The 19,762-nt window shown below is 52.0% G+C and carries 12 protein-coding genes; 2 read left to right on the forward strand and 10 right to left on the reverse strand.

The window, feature by feature from the left end:
* Positions 1 to 402: 402 nt before the first annotated feature.
* Positions 403 to 1,431, forward strand: a complete 1,029-nt coding sequence (locus tag F7231_RS22155) for a sensor histidine kinase (protein ID WP_166693583.1) — start codon at positions 403 to 405, stop codon at positions 1,429 to 1,431.
* On the opposite strand, the gene F7231_RS22160 is transcribed toward F7231_RS22155, so the two are convergent.
* From F7231_RS22160 to F7231_RS22175, 4 genes are all read right to left on the reverse strand, one after another.
* Positions 1,406 to 2,059 carry an HAD hydrolase-like protein gene (locus F7231_RS22160; RefSeq protein ID WP_166693584.1) on the reverse strand — a complete coding sequence of 218 codons (654 nt, stop codon included), beginning with the start codon at positions 2,057 to 2,059 and terminating at the stop codon, positions 1,406 to 1,408. The two genes, F7231_RS22155 and F7231_RS22160, sit on opposite strands and share 26 nt — an antisense overlap.
* A gap of 188 nt (positions 2,060 to 2,247) precedes the next feature.
* Positions 2,248 to 3,228 (reverse strand): c-type cytochrome, encoded by a 981-nt coding sequence (locus F7231_RS22165; protein ID WP_085414283.1) that lies wholly within the window; start codon positions 3,226 to 3,228, stop codon positions 2,248 to 2,250.
* A gap of 185 nt (positions 3,229 to 3,413) precedes the next feature.
* Positions 3,414 to 7,961, reverse strand: coding sequence for an efflux RND transporter permease subunit (locus tag F7231_RS22170; protein WP_166693585.1), 4,548 nt, complete (start codon positions 7,959 to 7,961; stop codon positions 3,414 to 3,416).
* A gap of 5 nt (positions 7,962 to 7,966) precedes the next feature.
* Positions 7,967 to 9,019 carry an efflux RND transporter periplasmic adaptor subunit gene (locus F7231_RS22175; protein WP_166693586.1) on the reverse strand — a complete coding sequence of 351 codons (1,053 nt, stop codon included), beginning with the start codon at positions 9,017 to 9,019 and terminating at the stop codon, positions 7,967 to 7,969.
* Between the two features lie 608 nt (positions 9,020 to 9,627).
* Between F7231_RS22175 and F7231_RS27900 the strand changes: the two genes are divergently transcribed.
* Entirely contained in the window at positions 9,628 to 9,870 is a 243-nt protein-coding gene (locus F7231_RS27900) for a DUF7710 domain-containing protein (protein WP_445451889.1), read from the forward strand.
* A 374-nt stretch (positions 9,871 to 10,244) separates the two neighbouring features.
* On the opposite strand, the gene F7231_RS22180 is transcribed toward F7231_RS27900, so the two are convergent.
* The 6 genes from F7231_RS22180 to F7231_RS22205 form a co-directional block, all read right to left on the reverse strand.
* Positions 10,245 to 10,952 (reverse strand): hypothetical protein, encoded by a 708-nt coding sequence (locus F7231_RS22180; protein ID WP_166693587.1) that lies wholly within the window; start codon positions 10,950 to 10,952, stop codon positions 10,245 to 10,247.
* 570 nt (positions 10,953 to 11,522) lie between these two features.
* Positions 11,523 to 13,154, reverse strand: a complete 1,632-nt coding sequence (locus F7231_RS22185; protein ID WP_166693588.1) for a sensor histidine kinase — start codon at positions 13,152 to 13,154, stop codon at positions 11,523 to 11,525.
* Positions 13,155 to 13,638: 484 nt separating this feature from the next.
* Positions 13,639 to 14,733, reverse strand: coding sequence for an acyltransferase family protein (locus F7231_RS22190; RefSeq protein WP_310589379.1), 1,095 nt, complete (start codon positions 14,731 to 14,733; stop codon positions 13,639 to 13,641).
* 625 nt (positions 14,734 to 15,358) lie between these two features.
* The gene (locus F7231_RS22195; protein ID WP_166693589.1) at positions 15,359 to 15,916 is read right to left on the reverse strand and encodes an RNA polymerase sigma factor; all 558 of its coding nucleotides are present in this window, start codon (positions 15,914 to 15,916) and stop codon (positions 15,359 to 15,361) included.
* A gap of 341 nt (positions 15,917 to 16,257) precedes the next feature.
* Entirely contained in the window at positions 16,258 to 18,792 is a 2,535-nt protein-coding gene (locus F7231_RS22200) for an ATP-binding protein (RefSeq protein WP_166693590.1), read from the reverse strand.
* 88 nt (positions 18,793 to 18,880) lie between these two features.
* Positions 18,881 to 19,303 carry a BLUF domain-containing protein gene (locus F7231_RS22205; protein ID WP_166693591.1) on the reverse strand — a complete coding sequence of 141 codons (423 nt, stop codon included), beginning with the start codon at positions 19,301 to 19,303 and terminating at the stop codon, positions 18,881 to 18,883.
* Between the last annotated feature and the right edge of the window lie 459 nt (positions 19,304 to 19,762).

Here is a 19,762-nt window from a genome sequence, read left to right on the forward strand (position 1 = left end):
CAAGCCCAACCGGAAAAAGCCGCTCATGAAGCGGCTTATTGATCTTACGAAAAATAAGTTACTAATTGGCTGTCAAGGTGTTGCCGGAGGGGACTGGGTGTATTGGCGATAGGCTACATTTGCCAAGAGGTCGTCTAAGCTGGTAGCTGCTGAGGACCATTGTTCTCCTGATAAACGCGGATATAGCCAACATATCGTATTTGTTCGCTTTGAGCGAACTGGCAAAAGCCACCCTAGGCATGAAGTTTACAACGACGGCTGGAAAAACCGTTTACGCGGCGACAGCTAAGCCTGACGGGCTTACTCATCTGCACTAGTAGTAACATACCTGATGGTGTGCTGCATACTAATCCCGTAGAATTCTTTAGTTTTGGCTACGTACCTGTTGCCTTGCCTCTTTCCATGAACTCACTGAACTACTCCCGCTACGACTGGCTAATGCAGTTGATCGTGTTGCCCGCGTATATCGGCCTGCTCAACTGGATTATGATTGGCGATGCCTATTGGCACAGCCGAACTACGTTCGGTCTGGCAACGAGCATTGCCTTCGTAGAATCATTCGGTAACTGGCTCATCAATAATCAGATAGCCCTTTATATTAACCGGCGGTTTACCAATCAAAAACTATACATCCAGCGTCTGATTATTCGGTTTGTCAGCACGGGTACGTCTTCTAGCCTCCTGGCTACGCTGCTGTATAGCCTATTCTGGGCAATTGACCTACCCGGTTTCGAACCGAGTCTCGTCCGGTTTGGATTCGCTATATTGTATACCCTCGTCATTGTGGCAATTGTGGTGATCACCTACGAAGGCATAGACGCCTTTACCTACTGGCAGCGGTCGACAAGGGAAGTAGAAACGCTCAGCAAGGCTCAGCTCCAGGCGCAACTCGATGCTCTGCGTCAGCAGGTAAACCCACATTTTCTTTTCAACAGCCTTAACTCGCTCAGTGTGCTGATTGAGGAGGATTCTAAACAGGCCGGGGCTTATGCCGAAGAGCTCAGCTCCGTCTATCGGTACCTATTGCGTGCAAACGAAACCCCGCTGGTTACGCTGGCGACTGAGCTCAACTTCGTTAACTCGTATTATCACCTGCTGAAAACCCGCCACGGTGAAGCACTGACCCTGGTGACGCATATTCTGCCGGGCATGGAAGACCGCCAGATTCCCCCGCTGACGTTGCAACTGTTGATCGAGAATGCCGTGAAGCACAATGTTATCTTGCCCGACAAGCCCCTCACCATTGATTTGCTCACCGACGAGGCGAATCACTTGATTGTGCGCAACAATGTGCAACGCAAAGTCACGCGGGTGCTAAGCACTGGAGTGGGCCTGAGCAATATCCTCAGCAAATACCAGATGCTGGGCCAACCCGCGCCCATCATCGAAGACGATGGGCGCGAATTTAGTGTGCTGCTGCCTTTGGTGTAGGCAACCAGTGGGCGATGTCAGCTACGGCGTCGAAAAAGCAGGCATTGGGCAAGGCCCGTAACGTGTCAGGTTGCGTGTACCCCCAGCTAACGCCTCCAAAGGCTAAGCCTTCTGATCGGGCCGCTTCGTAATCCCGGATTTCATCGCCAATGCACAACGCCTCGGATGAACTGACCCCCGCCCGCCGAATCACCTGCCGAAAGGCCCGAGCCTTGCCAAAAAGGGACGTGCCACATTGGTAATGGCTAATTAGTGAGGCCAACTCCGGCCCCAGCACCCGCCGAACATTGGCCTCGCTGTTCGAACTAAAAATGGCCACTTGTTTATGCGCCTTAACGGCTGTTCGTAACAGGTCAGAGACGCCCTCAAACAGACATACCTCCTGAAGTCCGCGCGTCATTAATCGACGAACCGAATAGGCGACCAACGGCACTTTCCAGGCTGAGATATGCAGTTGCTGCATCAGTTGCCGGGAGCCTAACGTCCGTAATTGATCGAGTTCGGCTGGGTTCATGGGTTTGATGCCGTACCCCTCGGCTACAGCATTAAACGACCGGACAAATAGCGGAAAGGAGTCGGCTAAGGTACCGTCGAAGTCAAAAATGAAAAGTTGATAGGACGTAGTCATTCACTGTAGGGCTTATATATAGGCGCGATAGCCAGATAGGCGCGTAATGGGTGTCAGCATACTGAACACCGTGTTTCTGGGCAACTGCAGACGGGTTGACCCGCAGAAAGACGCTCGCATAACTGATCTTCCTGACGTAATTTGATCAGTTTGTCGATGCCGGCTCATAATTGGCTGCAATGAGCTGCCTATTTCTGTGCCAGCTGCAATTCGGCAGTTTTTTTGGCAATATCGTTCGTAATCTTGGGCACCGTTTTCAAGTATTCGTAGATGGCACTCACCTCCCGGTCCGACAGCGCCATTTTAGGGGCCATCGGGTAACGCAGGATGCTGCCGTCAGGCCGCAACCCACCTTTCACGGCCCGAATAAACTGATCTTTGGTGTATTTTCTGGCGATGCCCGTCTTCTCGTCGAAGGTGAGGTTGGGGGTGATGATTTTTTGTCCCTTTTCACCGATCAGTTCAATCCCGCCGCCGTAATAGCCTTCGGTTTTTTCGGTATGCACATTGTCTTGCTTCACCAAATCGCCGGAGTGACAGGTGTAGCAGTCGCCAAACGCATCGGCGGTGTATTTGCCCAGGGCAACCATGTTATTGGTATCGGGCATGGCAATAAACGAGGTTGGATAATCCCCCGGCTTCATCATCGTGTGGGTTAGTAGTTTCGATACGAAGCTCAGCTCTGAAGGCTGCGGCTCTGATTTGGCTGCCTGCACCGGAAACCGATCTGACTTCAGCCAGGCAACCACGGCCATCAGGTCTTCATCGGCGAGGTTAGGGTACTGTGGCATCACGAAGGCGTATGAACCGTCGCGGCGCACACCCGTGCGCAGGAAGTAGAGCAGTTCGCCGTCAGTCCAGTTGCCGATGCCTTTTTCTTTATCCTGCGTAATGTTTTTGGTGTAGATCGTGCCAAACATGGGGGGCACGTCGGTCATGTGTTTGCCTGTGACCCGGTTATCTTTATCGGCATGGCAGGCCATACACTGAATTTGGGCGATGACCTCACCCCGCGCCACGCGGGCGGGTGTAACGTCGACGGTGATTTTAGGCAGAGCGGGTGGGTCGTAGGTGGGTACTCCCACGGCGGCAACGTACCCGCAGAAACCGGCCAGCAGCAGCACTACGCCGCCCAGCACGAGGCCAAGGACTTTTATGACTTTTTTCATGATTGTGAATTGGTTAAAAGAAAGAAGAGGTTGGGTAGTAGGAGTAAGCTTATTGCGACAAAATTGCCCGACTGCCTGTCTTCACTCAATACGTGGTCGGCTGAACCGGAAAAAGCCGCCTATGAAGCGGCTTTTAGTCGTCCTGACAGGAGTGAATTCAGTACGTAACAGGCAAGTTTTGGCCATTACTCTACGTCACCTTTGGCACGCTCCAGGTCTACCTGTGCCACCTGGTAATCATAGATGGCTTGCAGACGGTTGGTCTGCGCCTGACGGAGAGCCAGTTCGGCATCGGTAAGGTCGCCCAGTTTGATGATGCCCTGCCGGTAGCGACTTGCGGCGCGGCTATAACTCCGTTCGGCAGCCCGGACCACGCCCGCCTGCGCCTGGATCCGGTCACGGGCTTCATCAAGGGCATACAGGCACGAACGTACCTCATTGGCAATAGCCGTTCGGGTATAGCGAAGTTGCTCCTGCGCCTGCTGTTGCGCCAGCCGCGCCTGTTGTAATTTGGGAGCAGTGGCGGCGTTGAAAATAGGTACGTTCAGTTGCAACCCCACGAAGCTCACTACCGGCCAGCGACTGTCTGAAAACCGAAAATTGCTGGTTTGCGCCAACGTACCCACTTGCCCAAACGCATTCAGCGTGGGCCGACGACGTACCTGCTCCAACTGCGCCTGCAACTCATTAGCAGTAACCCCCAACGCCAGCTGACGAAGTTCGGGACGCTGGTTATAGGCTACCTCAATGCTGCTTTCTTCAGTTAGAGCAGCCGCATCCGGGTACGACAGCGAGTCGGTCAATACCAGCTCAGTATCGATGGGAAGGCCCGTCAGTACCAACAGTTGCCCCTTAAGCAGCCGCACCGACCGGTCAAGTTTTGATCGTGTAGGGCGAAGATTCTCAACTTCCACAAACGCCCGTAGCGTATCGGCATCGGTGACCAGTTGTGCCCGGAAGAGGTTGCGTACTTCGCGCAGGGTCTGTTCAGCGCGGCCAATGCTTTGTGCTACCAGCACCCGTTGCTCGTTAACAAGCAACGCATTGAGGTACAGTTTTTTTACATCTGCTAGCTGTCGGTTCGTTACGACACGTTCCTGTTCAAGAGCAACCCGTTGCCCCACCGCAGCCTGCTGCCGAGCTACCCGGAGGCTGAGCTGTAGCAGCGGCATGGCAACGGTCAGGCCCGCATTGTATTGGTTCTGAAGGGCCGCCGTAACGGGAGTCATGTGGGTATTGTCGAGCGAAAAACCACCGTCGGGCGTAATAGAGAAAGCGGGAAAGAAAAACACGGGTGCGCTGATATTGCGTTGGTATTGAACCGTTCCGTTTACCGAGGGCAGGCCTAGACGACGGGTTTCGTCGGTCAGCGCCTCCGCTTTTTGTACACCCAGTCGGGCCACCCGCACCTCGCCGTTCTGCTGCCGAACCAGGTTAGCGGCGTCTCGCAATGAAAGGGGAAAAGAAGAGGGAAGAGCGGGGACGGGTTGCGCCTGGGTATTGCCAGCGAGCAGCAACAGAACCACCACCGCCAACGGGGTCGACACGAGCCGTCTTTTTTTCGCCAGCGGAGCCACATCGTCTCCATGCCTCTCGCCGTCTCTTTTCTTCCTTTTTTCAGCCCTAATCAGTCTTGCTACATAGTAATACACCACCGGTACGAAAATCAGCGTGAGGAACATGGAACTGCTGAGGCCACCGATAAGCGCCCAGGCGAGGCCCGTTTTTTGTTCGGCCCCAGGGCCGGTAGCCAGCGCAATAGGCAGCATCCCGATTACCATTGCCAGCGTGGTCATCAGGATGGGACGCAGCCGCACGTGGCCTGCGTCGAGCAGGGCGTCAACCACCGTGAGGCCCCGTTCGCGGTTTTCGTTGGTACGTTCCACCAGCAGGATCGCGTTTTTGGCCACCAAACCCAGCATCATGATCAGGCCAAGGATGGTGAACACATTGAGCGAGTTCATACTCAGCGCCAGGGCAAACAGGGCACCGAAAAGGGCCACCGGAATGGAAAAGAGCACCACAAACGGGTAAGCCCACGAATTGTAGAGCGCCACCATTACGAGGTACATGAACACGATGGCGGCCAGGAACATTAGCCCTAGTTTGCCGAATGAATCGTCCTGCATTTCGAGGTCGCCGCCGTAGGTGATCTGCACCGACGGGTCGATCTTCAGGTAGGACACGGCCTTCTGGATATCGGCGCCAATGTCGCCTGAGGGACGGCCCACGGCTTGCGAGGTGATGGTCATAGAGTTCTCGCGGTCTTTGCGTTCCAGAATAGCCGGGTCGAACGTCTCGCGAATGGTGGCCACCTGCCGCAGTTCAACGGGCTGCCCGTAGACATTCGTCAGGGTGAGCTGACCCATCTGTTGGGTATGGTTCCGGAACGCCTCGGCAAATCGTACCCGCATGGTCACAGTTTGGTTGTCCTGCTGCATGGTGAGGTCGTCGAAGCCCGCCAGCGCCGTGCGGATAGCCATGCCTACGGCTTCGGTGGTGAGGCCGTAACGCGCCAGCTTTTCCTGGTCGACGGCAATTGCCAGTTCCGGCTTGCGGACGTTACCCGAAAAACGCACGTCGGCAGTGCCGGGAATCTGCCGCATAGCCTCGGTGAGGCGAGTGGTTTCGCGGCGAAGTACGTCTCGGTTATTGCCGCTCACCATCAGCACAATGGGAGCGGCACCGTCGCTACCCAGCAGCCCCAGCGGGTAAGCCCTCACCCGCGCACCGGGTATCTGCACCGCCAGCTCTTTTACCTCGCGCGTCAGGGCATTCAGGTCTTTATCACGCTCATTACGGGGCGCAAAGGCCACGGCAAATTCTACAGCGTTTTTGCTGGTGGGCAACCCCGACCAGCCTTCAGGGTTGGCCCCCACGTTGGTAAACACGCGCCGCACATCGGGCAGGCGGTACAGTTTTTTCTCGAACTGCTTCGCCATCGCATCGGTCTGCTCAAGTTTGTAGCCTTCGGGAAATTGCAGCACCACATTGATCTCTCCCTTGTCGGCGGGGGCCATAAACTCACCCCCGATAAAGCCAGCACCGGGAAGCATCAGGGCGGTCAGAAACAACCCGAACGTGATCAGAACAGTGGTTTTGCGGTAGTTGAGTGTCTGTCGCAGCAATTGCATGTATGCCGCCGACAGCCGTGCAAATTGCCGTTCGAAGCCCAGGCTAAACCGGCCTATGAGGGTATCGCGGGTCAGGTGTTCGACCTTACCAAAGCGCGAGGCAATCATGGGTGTGAGCGTGAACGACACCAGCAGGCTAAAGAGCGTGGAGATGACCACCACGAGCGAAAATTCGCGTACCAGATCGCCCACCAGCCCCGGCGAGAACGACAGCGGGACAAACACGACTACGTCGACGAGCGTAATGGCGATGGCCGCAAAGCCAATGTCGCTACGCCCGTTCAGCGCCGCCGCCTTCCGATCTTCATCCGACGAAACACCGTCTTTTTCCATGCGCTGGTAAATGCTTTCGAGCACCACAATGGAGTCGTCGACCAGGATACCGATCACCAGCGAGAGGGCCAACAGCGTGAGCAGGTTAAGCGAGAAGCCCAGCAGGTTCATAAAAATGAACGTTGACAGCAATGATGCGGGGATGGACACCATCACAATTAGCGACGATCGCAGGCTGTGTAGAAAGACAAACATCACCAGCGCCACCAGCCCAATAGCCAGTATGAGGTCGTGGTTAACGGCCGTTGCTGCCGCCAGCGTAAACTCTGAACCGTCCTGCGCAATGGTGAAGCGCAGGCCCGACGAAGCGTAGTCCTTTTCGAGTTGAGTCAGCGTCTTGCGTACAGCGGCGCTTACGTCGACGTTGTTGGCACCCGCTTGTTTTTTCACCAGAATACCCACGGCAGCGTGGCTTTCGGGTTGGGCGGTGTCGGAGGCTACCATGTAGCGGCTCCGGTTTTCCAGCTCTTTTGGTGCCAGCGAAATAGACGCCACATCGCCCAGAAGTACTTTTTGGCCCGCTGGACTTCGATACACCACAATGTCGCGGAGGTGATCGAGGGCATCAGTTTTGCCCACAACGCGCACCGAATAGGCCGCATCGGAATCGCGAACGCTCCCCGACGGTACATTCAGGTTGGACGCACGAATGGCTCCGACCACCTGTACCGTAGACAGGTTTAGGGCGCGTAGCCGTGCGGCATTGAGGGCAATGCTCACCTCGGTTTCGGGCAGGCCGACAAACTGCACCTGACCCACGCCCGCCACCTGAGATAGCCGGGGCTTGATCTGTGTTTTAAGCAACGTACCCAGCGCCAGGTCCGACAGGTTACTGTTGGCTGCTACCTGCACGACGGGCCGCTCGGTGAGTGAAAACCGGTCGAGGGTGGGCGTTTTAGCCCCCGTCGGCAACGTACCCGTCACGGTGTTGACCTTACGCTGCACGTCTTGCTGCGCCTTATCGACGTCTACATCGTGCTTGAATTCGACCATAACGACCGAGACGTTTTCGAGGGACAACGACGTCACGCGCTTGATCCGGTCAGCCGACGAAACGGCATCTTCAATAGGCTTGGTCAGCCCAAGTTCAACCTCCGCCGTCGACGCACCCGGATAGGGCGTTGTGACAATAATGAACGGAATTGACATGTTTGGCAGAAGTTCGTACCGCATCTGCGTGTACGAATACAGCCCCAGAATACCCAGCACCACAAACAGGACAATTACCAAAATGGGGCGGGTGATAGAGAGGAGAGTGAGTTTCATGTTCCTTATTGGCTTACGACTACAGTTTGCCCTTCTTTCAACCCTTCCGTGCCGCTGATAATAACTTGTTCGCCGATTTGTAAGCCTTTGTTTACCAGCAGTGTAGTGCCGAAGGTGGGGCCGGGCTGGATAGCGCGGAGGCTAAGCTGCTTACCCTGCACGACGTATACGGCGGGCGTGGCGCTGGTGGTGACAAGGGCCGCGCGGGGGATTGTCAAACCACTGGCCCGGCTGGCGTTGGGCACCGAAATACTGGCCGTCATTCCCACCCGAAGTGGAACGCTGGGGGTATTGTTTACCCGAATTTCGACCGGAAACTTGCCCGTGTCGCCGCCCTTCAACCGTATCTGTCGTACTGTGCCCGTTACCGACTGACCGGGATACATATCGAACTGCACCGTCACCTGCCGACCGGGCCGAAACTGGTCTACCTCGGCTTCAGGAACGCCCACTACTAATTTCACCGCTGATATATCGGTGATGGTTAGTAAGGGGGAACCGGGCGCGATAAACATGCCGGGTTCAACCAGTTTCGTGGTCACTATGCCACTGATGGGGGCTTTCACGACTGCCTCGCGAAGTTGCTTATGAAGGGTGAGCAGTTGAGTCTCCAGGGTACGTACCTGCAATCGGGCGTTCTCTACGTCGGTGGTGGGTACGTTGTTTTCGTGGTGCAGCGTTTCGTAGCGGGCCAGATCGGTCCGGGCTTTGTGTAGTTGCGCCCCGGCCTGGGCTAAGGCGATGGTGGTTTGTTCGGTATCGACCGTGAGTATGGGCTGCCCTTCGCGTACGGGATTGTCGAGGTGGGCGGTAAGGGTGCGGATGGTACCCTGTGTGGTGGCGTTCATTGTCACTTCGCGCCAGCATTCGGTTTTGCCTACGTACTGCGCTGCCTCCGAAAAGGACTGCCGGGTGACAGGTGCCGTTGACACGGTTGTGACGAGGGGTTTCTGCGCATCCCGAATCTGTCCTGCCTGTTTCTGCCTGTTGCTCATCAGCAGGGAGGTGGTGCCCCCCATGCAGGCCAGGATGGCGATGATAGTACCTAACTTTTTCATGTGTAGTTGTCCAGATGTGGTCATCGTCGGCCCGTCATCACTGGGCAGGTCGGCAGGTGGCCGGTTTACAAAGAGGTTGGCTCCGAAAAGCGATGTAAAGGTTGGGAGGGTACGTACCTGGCACCACAGCAAGCTTTATGAATGTGGACAAAGTCAGGCTGAAACGTAAAAAAGCCGCTGTTGAAACGGAGCGTAAAACGGCTATGGGAATGCAGAACAGACAACGCTAGTGTAGTTTTGCTCAACAGCAGCCTACGGCGCGAAACCTTGGACAAAACAGCCAGGGTACCCGTCCAGCATTGATTAGCTTAGCCCAAAAGGAGACATGCGCCAGCGGTTCACCTGGTTGTTGGGTCGCTACCGGTCACGACTTACACGGTTTGTGCGTGGTTGGTTAGCGTTGCCTGGTTTCTGTACCTGGGAGGGGAATGCGGCTGGATAGGCCCACGCGGCAGCCCAACTGGCAACGGGTTAGGGTCACGTACCTGAGTTTGGTGTATCTCGTGGCTACCATCACCCTTAGCCGGCGGTAGGCGAAATCAGTAAGTATAGGACGTGGACGCGTCTTGATCGATACTAGAATGTACGCTTTATGAAATCAGTACGGCATCAATGGCCGTTTCAGTAGCGGTGTTCTCGACTCCAAAGTACTGGCAGCGCAATGGATCGCTGAGCATACACGTACGGGTGTCTTAACTGAATACCCCTTGAACGTTGGCGTATATGATTGGGCGGTAAAGCTAGATTACTTCGTGCCTAAGAAGGATGAGCCTGAGACACCAGAATATATCGGCAAGTTTTCATCTGCCTCGCAAGATCATTATCATTATACTGATGGCCAAGAAGGCTGAGTGAACAAATGAGTGCTGGGCAATAAGACAACGTACCTGAGCCCTGCCACCCAACCGCTTTATTATGTCTCGACTGTTTGGTTACAGACGTTGGCTAATTTGCTCAAAACGAGTGTCACGCTTCTCGTGTGTCCAGTTACAGGGCTTGATACTATATATTTTATGTATGTGTATGCGTATGAGGTAAGATAATGCCCTATAAGGGAGAGGGTTCGGAATGGTTTGTCTTTACCGCCTGCTGTGAGCCAGTTTACTAGAAACGGGTAACCTTACTGAGTAGCTATTTGACGCGATTTTTAGTGATATACATCGTATAAGCAAGGCTACCTGCTATACCCCAGGTGGCTCTGCTTATACGATGGGGCACCATAATTTTAAAGCGCTGTTACTTTAATTCGATTGTAATAGATGGACTGATTGCCTTCGAAGCCCGAGTCAGTGCCAATGATCAGCCAAAGCTCGCCTTTAGCATCTGCTCTTACCTTGAAAGGCGTCCCTTCGTTAGAACGTTGAATCAACGTATATTCTTCAATGTCTTTCCCATTTGCCAGGTTACCGATAGCCACTAGGTCTTTACCACCTTCCAATTGGTTGCCTTTGTCTAAGTTTAATCTGTAATAACTGCCGTCTTTAATCTTTTCGGGCTTAATCGGGGAGGCCCCCGCTTTTAGCATGACACTGGTTGCTGGCCCACCACCTGCCCCAAATCCACTTTCAGGATAAAGCGAGGCTAATTCCACTTCGAATAACAAGCTGTATTCTGTATTGGGAGCTAAATTGGTGAGCTTCCGGCTTATATACATGAATAAATCATCACTGCGGTTTTCCCCATACACCCGCAGTGATTTTTGAGTGACATTGAGGGGAGCCGGTAAGTTTGCCTGCTCAAATCTGAATTTAATCAAACTGTCCTGGGGCGTTGAATAATCGGTGTAACCTCCTTCCCAGCCATTAATACCAACCGAGAATGAATCGTTGACTAAGACGCCGTTTGCTGGCATCGGTGAATCAGTTGACTCACGTTGACAAGACCAGCTAATGAGCACTGTCAGGGCTGTCACGTACAGTAGGATGCGTTTCATATTAGACAAATTTTTGAAATAACGTTGAACTCCATGTCTTGAGCGCTACTGATAAGAGCCCGTCTAACCTAAAAAGGTTGGATGAAGTAAAATAAACATATGTATATTAATGTAGATATGAGAAGTTGAAATGGCCCCACTAACCTGCGCATAAAGCCAAAATCGCCTCAAGCTCCAAAATAGCAGGAGGCTGGACGTGTGGGTATATAAGACAATACACTCGTTGATTTTGTCTTTCCTCAAACATGATCAGCGATATATTCGCTGATCATGTTTGAATAGTATTCATTTTTTCAGAGTCGATCAATAGGTAAGGAGAAGACTCTGACCCTTTTGTTTGCGTGCAGCTTAATCATTTACTAGACATGCACACGTACATGATTGGTCAGATTGAAAACGATCAAGAAGCGAGCAGGCTTGTCTGAACGATTACTGTTAGGCGGCTGCTTATCAGGATGTTATTAGTCTATACTATTGTCTCCTTGTCCTAGTTGGGTGATGTAATCAGGTAAGCGGGTATTTCGCGTTACGGGAATGGGGTGACTGATTAACAGGCCAGGTCGGGTGTATTTAGGCTGGCAGGTAAATAGTAAATACGGCACCCTGCCCTAGTTGGCTGCTTGCCATAATTGCACCCCCGTGGTTAGCTACTACTTTCTCACAAATTGCCAGACCAATACCTGTGCCTGAATAAATGCCCATTCCATGAAGGCGTTGAAAAACCTGGAAGATGCGGTGTTTATACTTTTCATCAAATCCAATACCGTTATCGGTTACGGTTATTTGGTGGTAGGCCAAGGTCCGCCGATTGGGTAGAATTTCGGGAGGGAGGTTCTCCGCCGCAACCCATTTGTAGCGGATATCAATTACCGGTGGCCGACCTTTTAACTGAAATTTGAGCGCGTTGCTTAATAGGTTCTGGAAGAGTTGACTCAACTGAAGAGCATCACCCACTACCATTGGCAGTGGATCGAGGTGTATCGTTGCCCCCGTTTCCTGAATGCTCATGTCTAAATCAGCCAAGGCCGATTGGAGGATGTCAGTCAATGCTAATAAACCACTCTGATCTTGTTGCGTGGAAATGCGGGAAAAAGTAAGTAAGTCCCGAATCAACGTTGACATCCGGTTAGCCGATCCCTGGATTCGTTCGAGGTAGTCGATATTCTGGATAGACTGATCAATGGCTGATTTCTGTAGTAATGTGCTAAATGCCTGAATCTTGCGAAGTGGCTCCTGTAGATCATGAGAGGCAATGTAGGCGAACTGCTGCAAGTTCTCGTTTGAGCGCTGAAGATCATGAATGTAAGCCTGTAACTGCTGCGTGCGTGCCTGCACCTGCTGGTCTAATTGAACTGACAGGGTGCGATAGCGCTCCTCGCTTTCTTCAATCATCCGACGAGCTACTACCTGTTGGGTAACATCGACACCCATTGCCAGAATAGCATACACTTGCTCTTGTGTATTACGAAGCGGCTTAAAAGTAAAGTCAAAATAGTAGGTGCTCCGTACGCCCCCGATAACTAGTTCAGCCGGTGAATTGCAGGTTTGATATGCCTTTGCTGTCGTGAAAACCTCGTCAAGAATGGCCAGGAAGGGCTGTCCTTCCATTTCAGGAAGTAACTGGGCCAGCGTTTTTCCACGCACGTCATGTCCCTTCCCCCAAACTTCAATTTGGGGGGAGTTGGCGAACTCGATCACAAGCTCACGTCCAACAAGCAATGCGGCTGGTAAGGGGGCTTCTTCAATCAGCGATCGAAAGCGGTATTCGCTCTGTTCGATGGCTCGCTGAGTGAGCACCTGCTGGGTTACATCCTGCACAATGCCACTGAAACGAATCGTCTGTCCCTGCTCGTTTTGTACTGTTTTGCCTTTGGCCTCTACCCAGCGCAATTGCCCCCCCGGACCTAGTGTACGAAAGACAATGTGGTGATGACCGTGACTCAATGGACTCAGCGCCTGCCTGTTGGCTTGCTCTACCCATACCCGATCGTCAGGGTGAACCTGATTGAGAAGGATTTGTGACGTTACCTGTGCATCGGCAGACAAGCCAAACAGCTGTTTGCAAATGGCAGACCATTGAGCATGACCGGTTTGCAGGTTATAGTCCCAGGTTCCTACGCCAGCAGCCTGCAAGGAAAAGGTCAGGCGCTCATTCTCCGCGGCGGTAGAATCTGGATCGTACGGACTAGGTTCAGCCGTCATGCTCTATATAGTAAGTTACTAACAAGACCGGATGAGTGAGCATCGCGAAGGCCTGTCTAGATATAGGAGTAACCAATGTAGTACGTAAATGGTATTTTACGTGCTCACAGGTAGATTGTGGTACACTATGCCCGCCGTTTATTGATTTTCCGGACTAGTAAACAAACGTAATGGATTTCTGGCGCAGAACCTACGTCGTTACCTGGATGCCATACTGGCACTAGCTATGGTACTAAGTAAGCAGGAGGTATTAGCTGGAGCGAGCCAGTTACCGAATACGTTAAGCGCGCGTCTGTAACTACGCTAAAAAATGGATGGCTAAGCGTAACCAGGGATAAGCAAGCTACTAATCTGGTAGTGTCGACGTACCCAAATGACCTGGGCATACATTGTTGTGTTCTTGGCTGTGAACTATCCTGGATTACTTACTTAACGCCAGTCAATCAGTTGTGATGATTGCCCATAGAAACCATATGCGGGCTACTTAGTCGGCCCTGTTTACGTATCGCCTGTTCAGGTAGTTCCGGAGGGGTTTATCTACGTAATGCACCACCAGGTACGCTAACCCGATCAAGCCAATACCCATCAAAGGCATGATTAGTTTAAGTTGATCGAATGACGGTTTTCGCACCTCCATGTAACTTAACAGGATCCATAGAAACGGGTAATGAATCATGTAAAGTGGATAGGAGAGGTCGCCCAATGCCTTACAAACGGATTGCTCGCGCGCTGATAAGCGAGATCCTGCTGCTACAGTGATGAGGAGGGGAAAGCCAAGTATGACAAGCAATGGCTCGCTCACCTGATTCAGGCCATCCCGAAAAGGCACCATAAAAATGGCTGCTAGGATCAGCGAACAGGACACCGTACCCAGCCGGGAGGGAATCAGCCAGCCAGACCGAAAAACAAGTAGGCCCATGGAAAAAGAAAAGCTAACACGTGCCGCGCCGCCTAGGGCATTTTCTGCGCCCCACCCTACGCCCAGACTCTTAAAGTGGATAACCGTGTAAATCAGACCAAGCGCCGAGACGATGGTAATCAGCCATAGGGCTTTGTTGGTAATTTTTACTAATACCAACGCATAAACCAGACTGGCGATGTATTCCCACAATAAGGACCAGGTGGGCGGATTGAGGTGAAAAAGGTTATTGTAGCGCTGGGGTAGCACCGGGTAAGGTAGCATCAGGCAGGATGCGATCGTCATCCATAAGGTCTTGCCAAAGCCTAGTAACTGGTAAAAGTTTCGATAGGGGTCTACCAGAAAGCTGATTAGTCCCAGTATTGACCCAATGATTATCAGTGGCTGAAGGCGGATAAGTCTCAACGTAAGAAAGTCTCGCACACTAAGTTGGGTCATCTTGCTGTCGTAGGCATACCCAATGACAAACCCTGACAGGCAAAAGAAAAAATCCACTGCCAGATAGCCATGCGCAATGAAGCTTTTCGTGTAGTCGGGCACGGCAAATTCCATAAAATGAAAAATCAGCACGGCGATAGCGGCAACACCTCTTAAACCATCTAATAGTTGAAAATGCGGTCGGCTCGTTGCGAGAAAGGTTGGCTGTTTGGCGATCTCCACTGTGCGTGTATACTGATTGTCGGGCAGACCTATAAGGGATAGTGGCGGGGAATTACTGATGTTGGGAAGGATAAAATTGGCACGTAGCCCGAGCGCGCATGCGTCGATGCACTGCCCAGAGTCAAGGAGTCAGCGGTCGAGGGTTGCTGTTCGAGGGACTGAAGCAGCAGGCTGAACTCCGGCAGCCAGGTACGTAGATGCTTCTCCGTGAGGAGGTTTTCAAACATCAATCCGGCTATAAAGCGTGCCCTTTCCGGTAACGCTGTGACCGTTTCTCACTGTCAATTCGATGGGTTAATGCGAACCAGGTAGCCCTGTTCTCAGCCGAAGCCCGAATGCTCATAAAGTTACTGCCGCCCTGGCTTCCAGGCAGTGATTAAATCGCGCACTTGTAAGTAGAAGGTGTATGGCAGGCGTCGAGCATAGGGCCTCTGTGCTTACCACTACTGATCCGGTCAATGGGAGCAGTGTTGGCAAGCACAGAAGCTTGCTTCTGTATCCGGACGTTTGGCAGTAGCCTCAAAGCAAATCAGAACAACCTGCTAAGCTAAATCTGCTTTCTCTGCTGAAAGAATACAACTGGGTGGAATTGACCCAATGACGGGTACGTGTCCTGACAGGCCACTTAATTCAAGTGTAAAGTCAACTGCTTGTGTATCAGCCTGGCCTGATCGCGAGCTCGCTTCAACCGCATTTTGATGGCACTCTGACTGACCTGATCATCGCTGGCGATTCTGGCAACTGATTCCCGAACGACATAGTGCTGATGGAGCAACCGCTGATCTCGAACGGGTAATTGCTCAATTGCCGTTTCAACCTGTTGCCAGTGCTCTTCCTGATTTACTTCTTGCTGGCTGTCCTGGCCAATAAACTCATGTTCAGCGCCTAAAGGCACATATACCTGCCGCTTAAGCCGATCGCGCACGGAGAAGCAATGATACCGGGTTAAGACAAACAGCCAGGTGGAGAATCGAGATTCGCCCCGAAAAGTGTGCAGGCGCTCGTTGACCTTGCAGAAGATTTCCTGAGTCTGGTCCTGGGCCTCCTGGCGATCATTCAGCAGACGTAGGCATGAAGCGTAAACTTTGGGATAATAACGCTGGTAGAGTTGGGTGAAGAATCGATCCTGCCGGGTAGCCAAAAATTGAGCGATGAGTACCTCGTCGGAGTAGTACTGTTTCATAAGAACAGACCTGATGGAGTAGGCCAACAGGTGCTATAGTGGTGAGAAGTGCAGTATCCTGATGAGGCGGTAAGCCAATCATACTGAACCTGTTGTTAAGGACGGTTCACCAAAATAGCTTATCAGAATTAGGTAGTATACAGTCAACAGAATCAAAAGATTCCGTGTATGAACATATGTAATTTACTTATTTTTTACTTAATATGATAAGTTATTGATTTTCTGTAAGTTATGAATGTTGCTGGTAGAGATACTATTGACAGTAAACCTGGCTAAGCGACCTTAAAGGCGATTAAGGGTAATCCAGCAGGTGGCTGGCTGAGTGACAGACACTGCCAGCTTTATTTAGGCAAATAAATGGTGAAGGTAGCTCCCTGGCCTACCTGACTGCTGGCTGTAATGGCCCCTCCGTGGTTATCGACTACCCGCTGACAGATCGCCAGACCGATACCCGTACCAGGATAATGGTTCTTTCCATGCAGGCGCTGAAACACCTGGAAGATGCGGGCCAGGTATTTGGGATCGAAACCTATGCCATTGTCGGTCACGTTTATTTCATAAAACTCATCGGCCTGACTGCTTGGGTGCAACTCTGGCTGTAGCTCTGCCCGATTTCGTTGCTCAACGGTAATGGAAATGATTGGATTCCGATCGAGGGGTATAAACTTAAGGGCGTTACTCAGCAAGTTTTGAAACAATTGCCCTAACTGGGTTTCGTCGCCATTGATGCGGGGCAGTGCTTGCAGGTGAATACTGGCCTTTGTTTGCTCGATGGCTAGATCCAGGGTGTCCAATACCTTAGCGATGACTTTCTGCAACGACACTTCGCCAAACGTTTCCTGACGGGTTTTGATGCGAGAGAAAGCCAGCAGATCACTTACCAGGGCAGACATGCGGTTGCCTGCATCGATCATACGCTTCAACATGAATCGGCTTTGCTCATCGAGCGGGGTGTCCGTCTGCGTCAGCACAATATCACCGAACGACTGAATCTTGCGAAGAGGCTCCTGCAGGTCATGGCTGGCAATGTAAGCGAACTGTTGCAAGTTCTCGTTAGACCGTTTGAGATCCTGGTTAGTTTGAACCAGTTCACTCGTTCGTTGCTGTACCCGATGTTCCAATTCTTCAGACAGCAGGCGGTACCGGTGCTCGCTTTCTCGAAGTGCCTGCTCAGCTACGGCCCTATCGGCAGCAATAATCAAACGGGCACAGGCCTCGTCGAGCAGCATTAACTCGTCAGTGGTCCATGTGTGAGCTTGCTCAAAATGCACAAATAAAATGGCCGACAAATTACCTTCCAGTAGCATTGGCTTGTTGACGGTTGCACCTGTTTGTAGCGTCAGATGGGTTTGCTTTTGCTCCTCGGTCAGCGCTGGGTCCGTAGCGATATCGGCATAAATAACGGTACGACCTGCCAACAATTCAGGCAGGATTGGACCAAACACGTCGGAGTGGCAATCTTCGCTTAACACGGCAACTTCATTGGTATACTGTTTCCCCACCGGAGCCGTTTCGCCGCTGCCTTGAAGAGTGACGTACCCAACCCGGCTTGCTCCTAAATAAGTACCCAGAAGACAAGCGGCCTGGTAGTAGACTGCTTCCGGGGTGCTCAGCGTACGTAACTGGTCTGTCAGATGCAACAGAAATGTCTTCTGAGCCTCACTGCGTTTAATCACCTGCTGCGCCAAGACCTGTTGGGTCACATCAGTGGCCATCAGCAAAATGGCATAAACGTCGCCCTGCTCGTGAATGAGTGGCTTTGCCGTGAAGTCGACGTAGTATGCACCCTCTAAGCCATCAATAAAATAGTCGGCCCGTGCGCCTTGCGCAGAATAGGGGAGCCCAGAGCTGAGTATCTCACCGAGCATTGCCAGAAAAGGTTGGTTCCTTAGCTGGGGTAATGCCTCAATCAGCGGTAAGCCGATGACATCTTTTTCCCGGCCGAAAGCGGTCAGGATAGACTCGTTGGCCACCTCGATGCGCAGGTTATGGCCCATCAGCAAACAGGTGGCTACGGGGGCTTCTTCAATCAACGAGCGAAAGCGTATTTCACTGCGTTGCAATTCACGAAGGGCCAATACTTCTCCCGTTACATCAGTTGCAGTGTTGATGAACCCAAAAATGGTCCCGTCCTGCGTATAAACTGGACTATATGAGAAGTTGTACCAAGCGTCCTGCCGATGGCCATCTACTACCACGCGTGCCTGTGAGGCTTGATCCACATCTCCCGTATCGTAGATGCGCCTTAACCGCTCCAGCAGGAGCTGACTGACTACTTCGGGCATTACCTGCTGCAAAACCTGCCCCGTTACCGACTCATCCTTTCCCCAAATCTGCAGCATCGGTTCGTTGACGGTATCAATGACCATTTCCCGACCTACGAACAGAACCGTGGGAATAGGCGAGTTCAGCACAATACTGCGAAAGCGAGCTTTGCTAATCTCCAACTGCTGCCGGGTTTGTACCTGGGCGGTAATATCCTGTACCACCCCCGATAACCGGTAGGCAGCACCCAGGATGTCTACGTATGCCTGACCCTGCGCGTGTAGCCAGCGAGGTAGATTATCCGGCGTGTCTACGGTCCGGAACTGCACATCGTAATGGCCCGACGAAGACAGATCAAGCGCTGCCTTAATTGCCTCGTCAACCAGTGGCTGGTCGTCTGCATGCACCAGAGCCAGCAATTGCTGGTAGGCAATGACATCTTCGCCCTGAAAACCATACAGTTCTCGACAACGCTCGTCCCACCAGAGTTGCTGGCGACCAACGTCTAAATTCCAGGTGCCTAGTTGAGCCGCCTGGATAGCGTATCGAAGCCGATCCTGTTCAGCTTCATTGCCTGACCAGAAAGGGAAAGGAGTTGATGGATTCGTCATAAAGTGACCCTACCTCATGTGAAAGATAAACCGCCCGCTGAGTCAGGCAATAGCTACGCTGTGGGAGATAACCGATTTGTTGGGAATGTCACTGCCGCCGGTTCATATCAAAGAAGCCTTTCAACATCCGTAGAATCACCGAGTCTTTGGCGTCGGGCGTCGACTCTGCCTGAGGGTCCATCGAAATGATCGTGCTCACTTCTTCATATTGTTGAGTAGTCAGCGTTTCGTAGCCCATATACCAATGACTGAACAAACGTCGGGCGATGGGTTGGTTAATTGCCGTTCGCACGTTGGTATGACGGGGGTCAGCCTTAATACTTTTGTAGACATCTTCGACAGCGAGTTGTTGGCCTTCAAGTACCTGAACGATACTTCCGTTGATATAGAGTAGTACGCCTGTAATATTTAACCGGGCGTTCTTTTTTCGGCTGAACTCAACGATATCAAGGATATCCTGGTCGGTAGTTGACTCGGCAGCGGTACTGAAATAGGTAATGCAGTAATCCATCAGAAAATAGGTTGACAGAAGGGATTGTACAAACAGGTTGATCTATAGATTATGATACGTAACTGCGTAAACCAAAAGTGGGGTTCCCAAGACAAGGCAAAGGCTATACCAATTTCCGTTCGCGTGCTCGGTTTACTAACGAGCAGATTTGTCTACTAAATCCAAATTGTCTGATTTATGTTTGATTCCGGTACTTGAGTCAGGACCAGAGCTGTGTAAACTGACTACACCAGAGCAACAACCCAGATAAACCAATTATTGGCTGCTGACGATTCCGTCAATAAGGAGATATTGCTTACTTCAAGCAGTTGACACGACCCTTTTCTGGCAAACTGGCTTAGTAAAAGTTGCTCACGGATGGGCGCTGTTCGTACTAGATCAGACCCATGTCAGGTATCCCTGTCAGACCGCCTTGATCCTAGTCCTGGGAATACGGCTATGCCTGCTTAATGCATTGGT

The organism is Fibrivirga algicola, assembly GCF_011742925.1.
Lineage (GTDB): Bacteria > Bacteroidota > Bacteroidia > Cytophagales > Spirosomataceae > Fibrella > Fibrella algicola.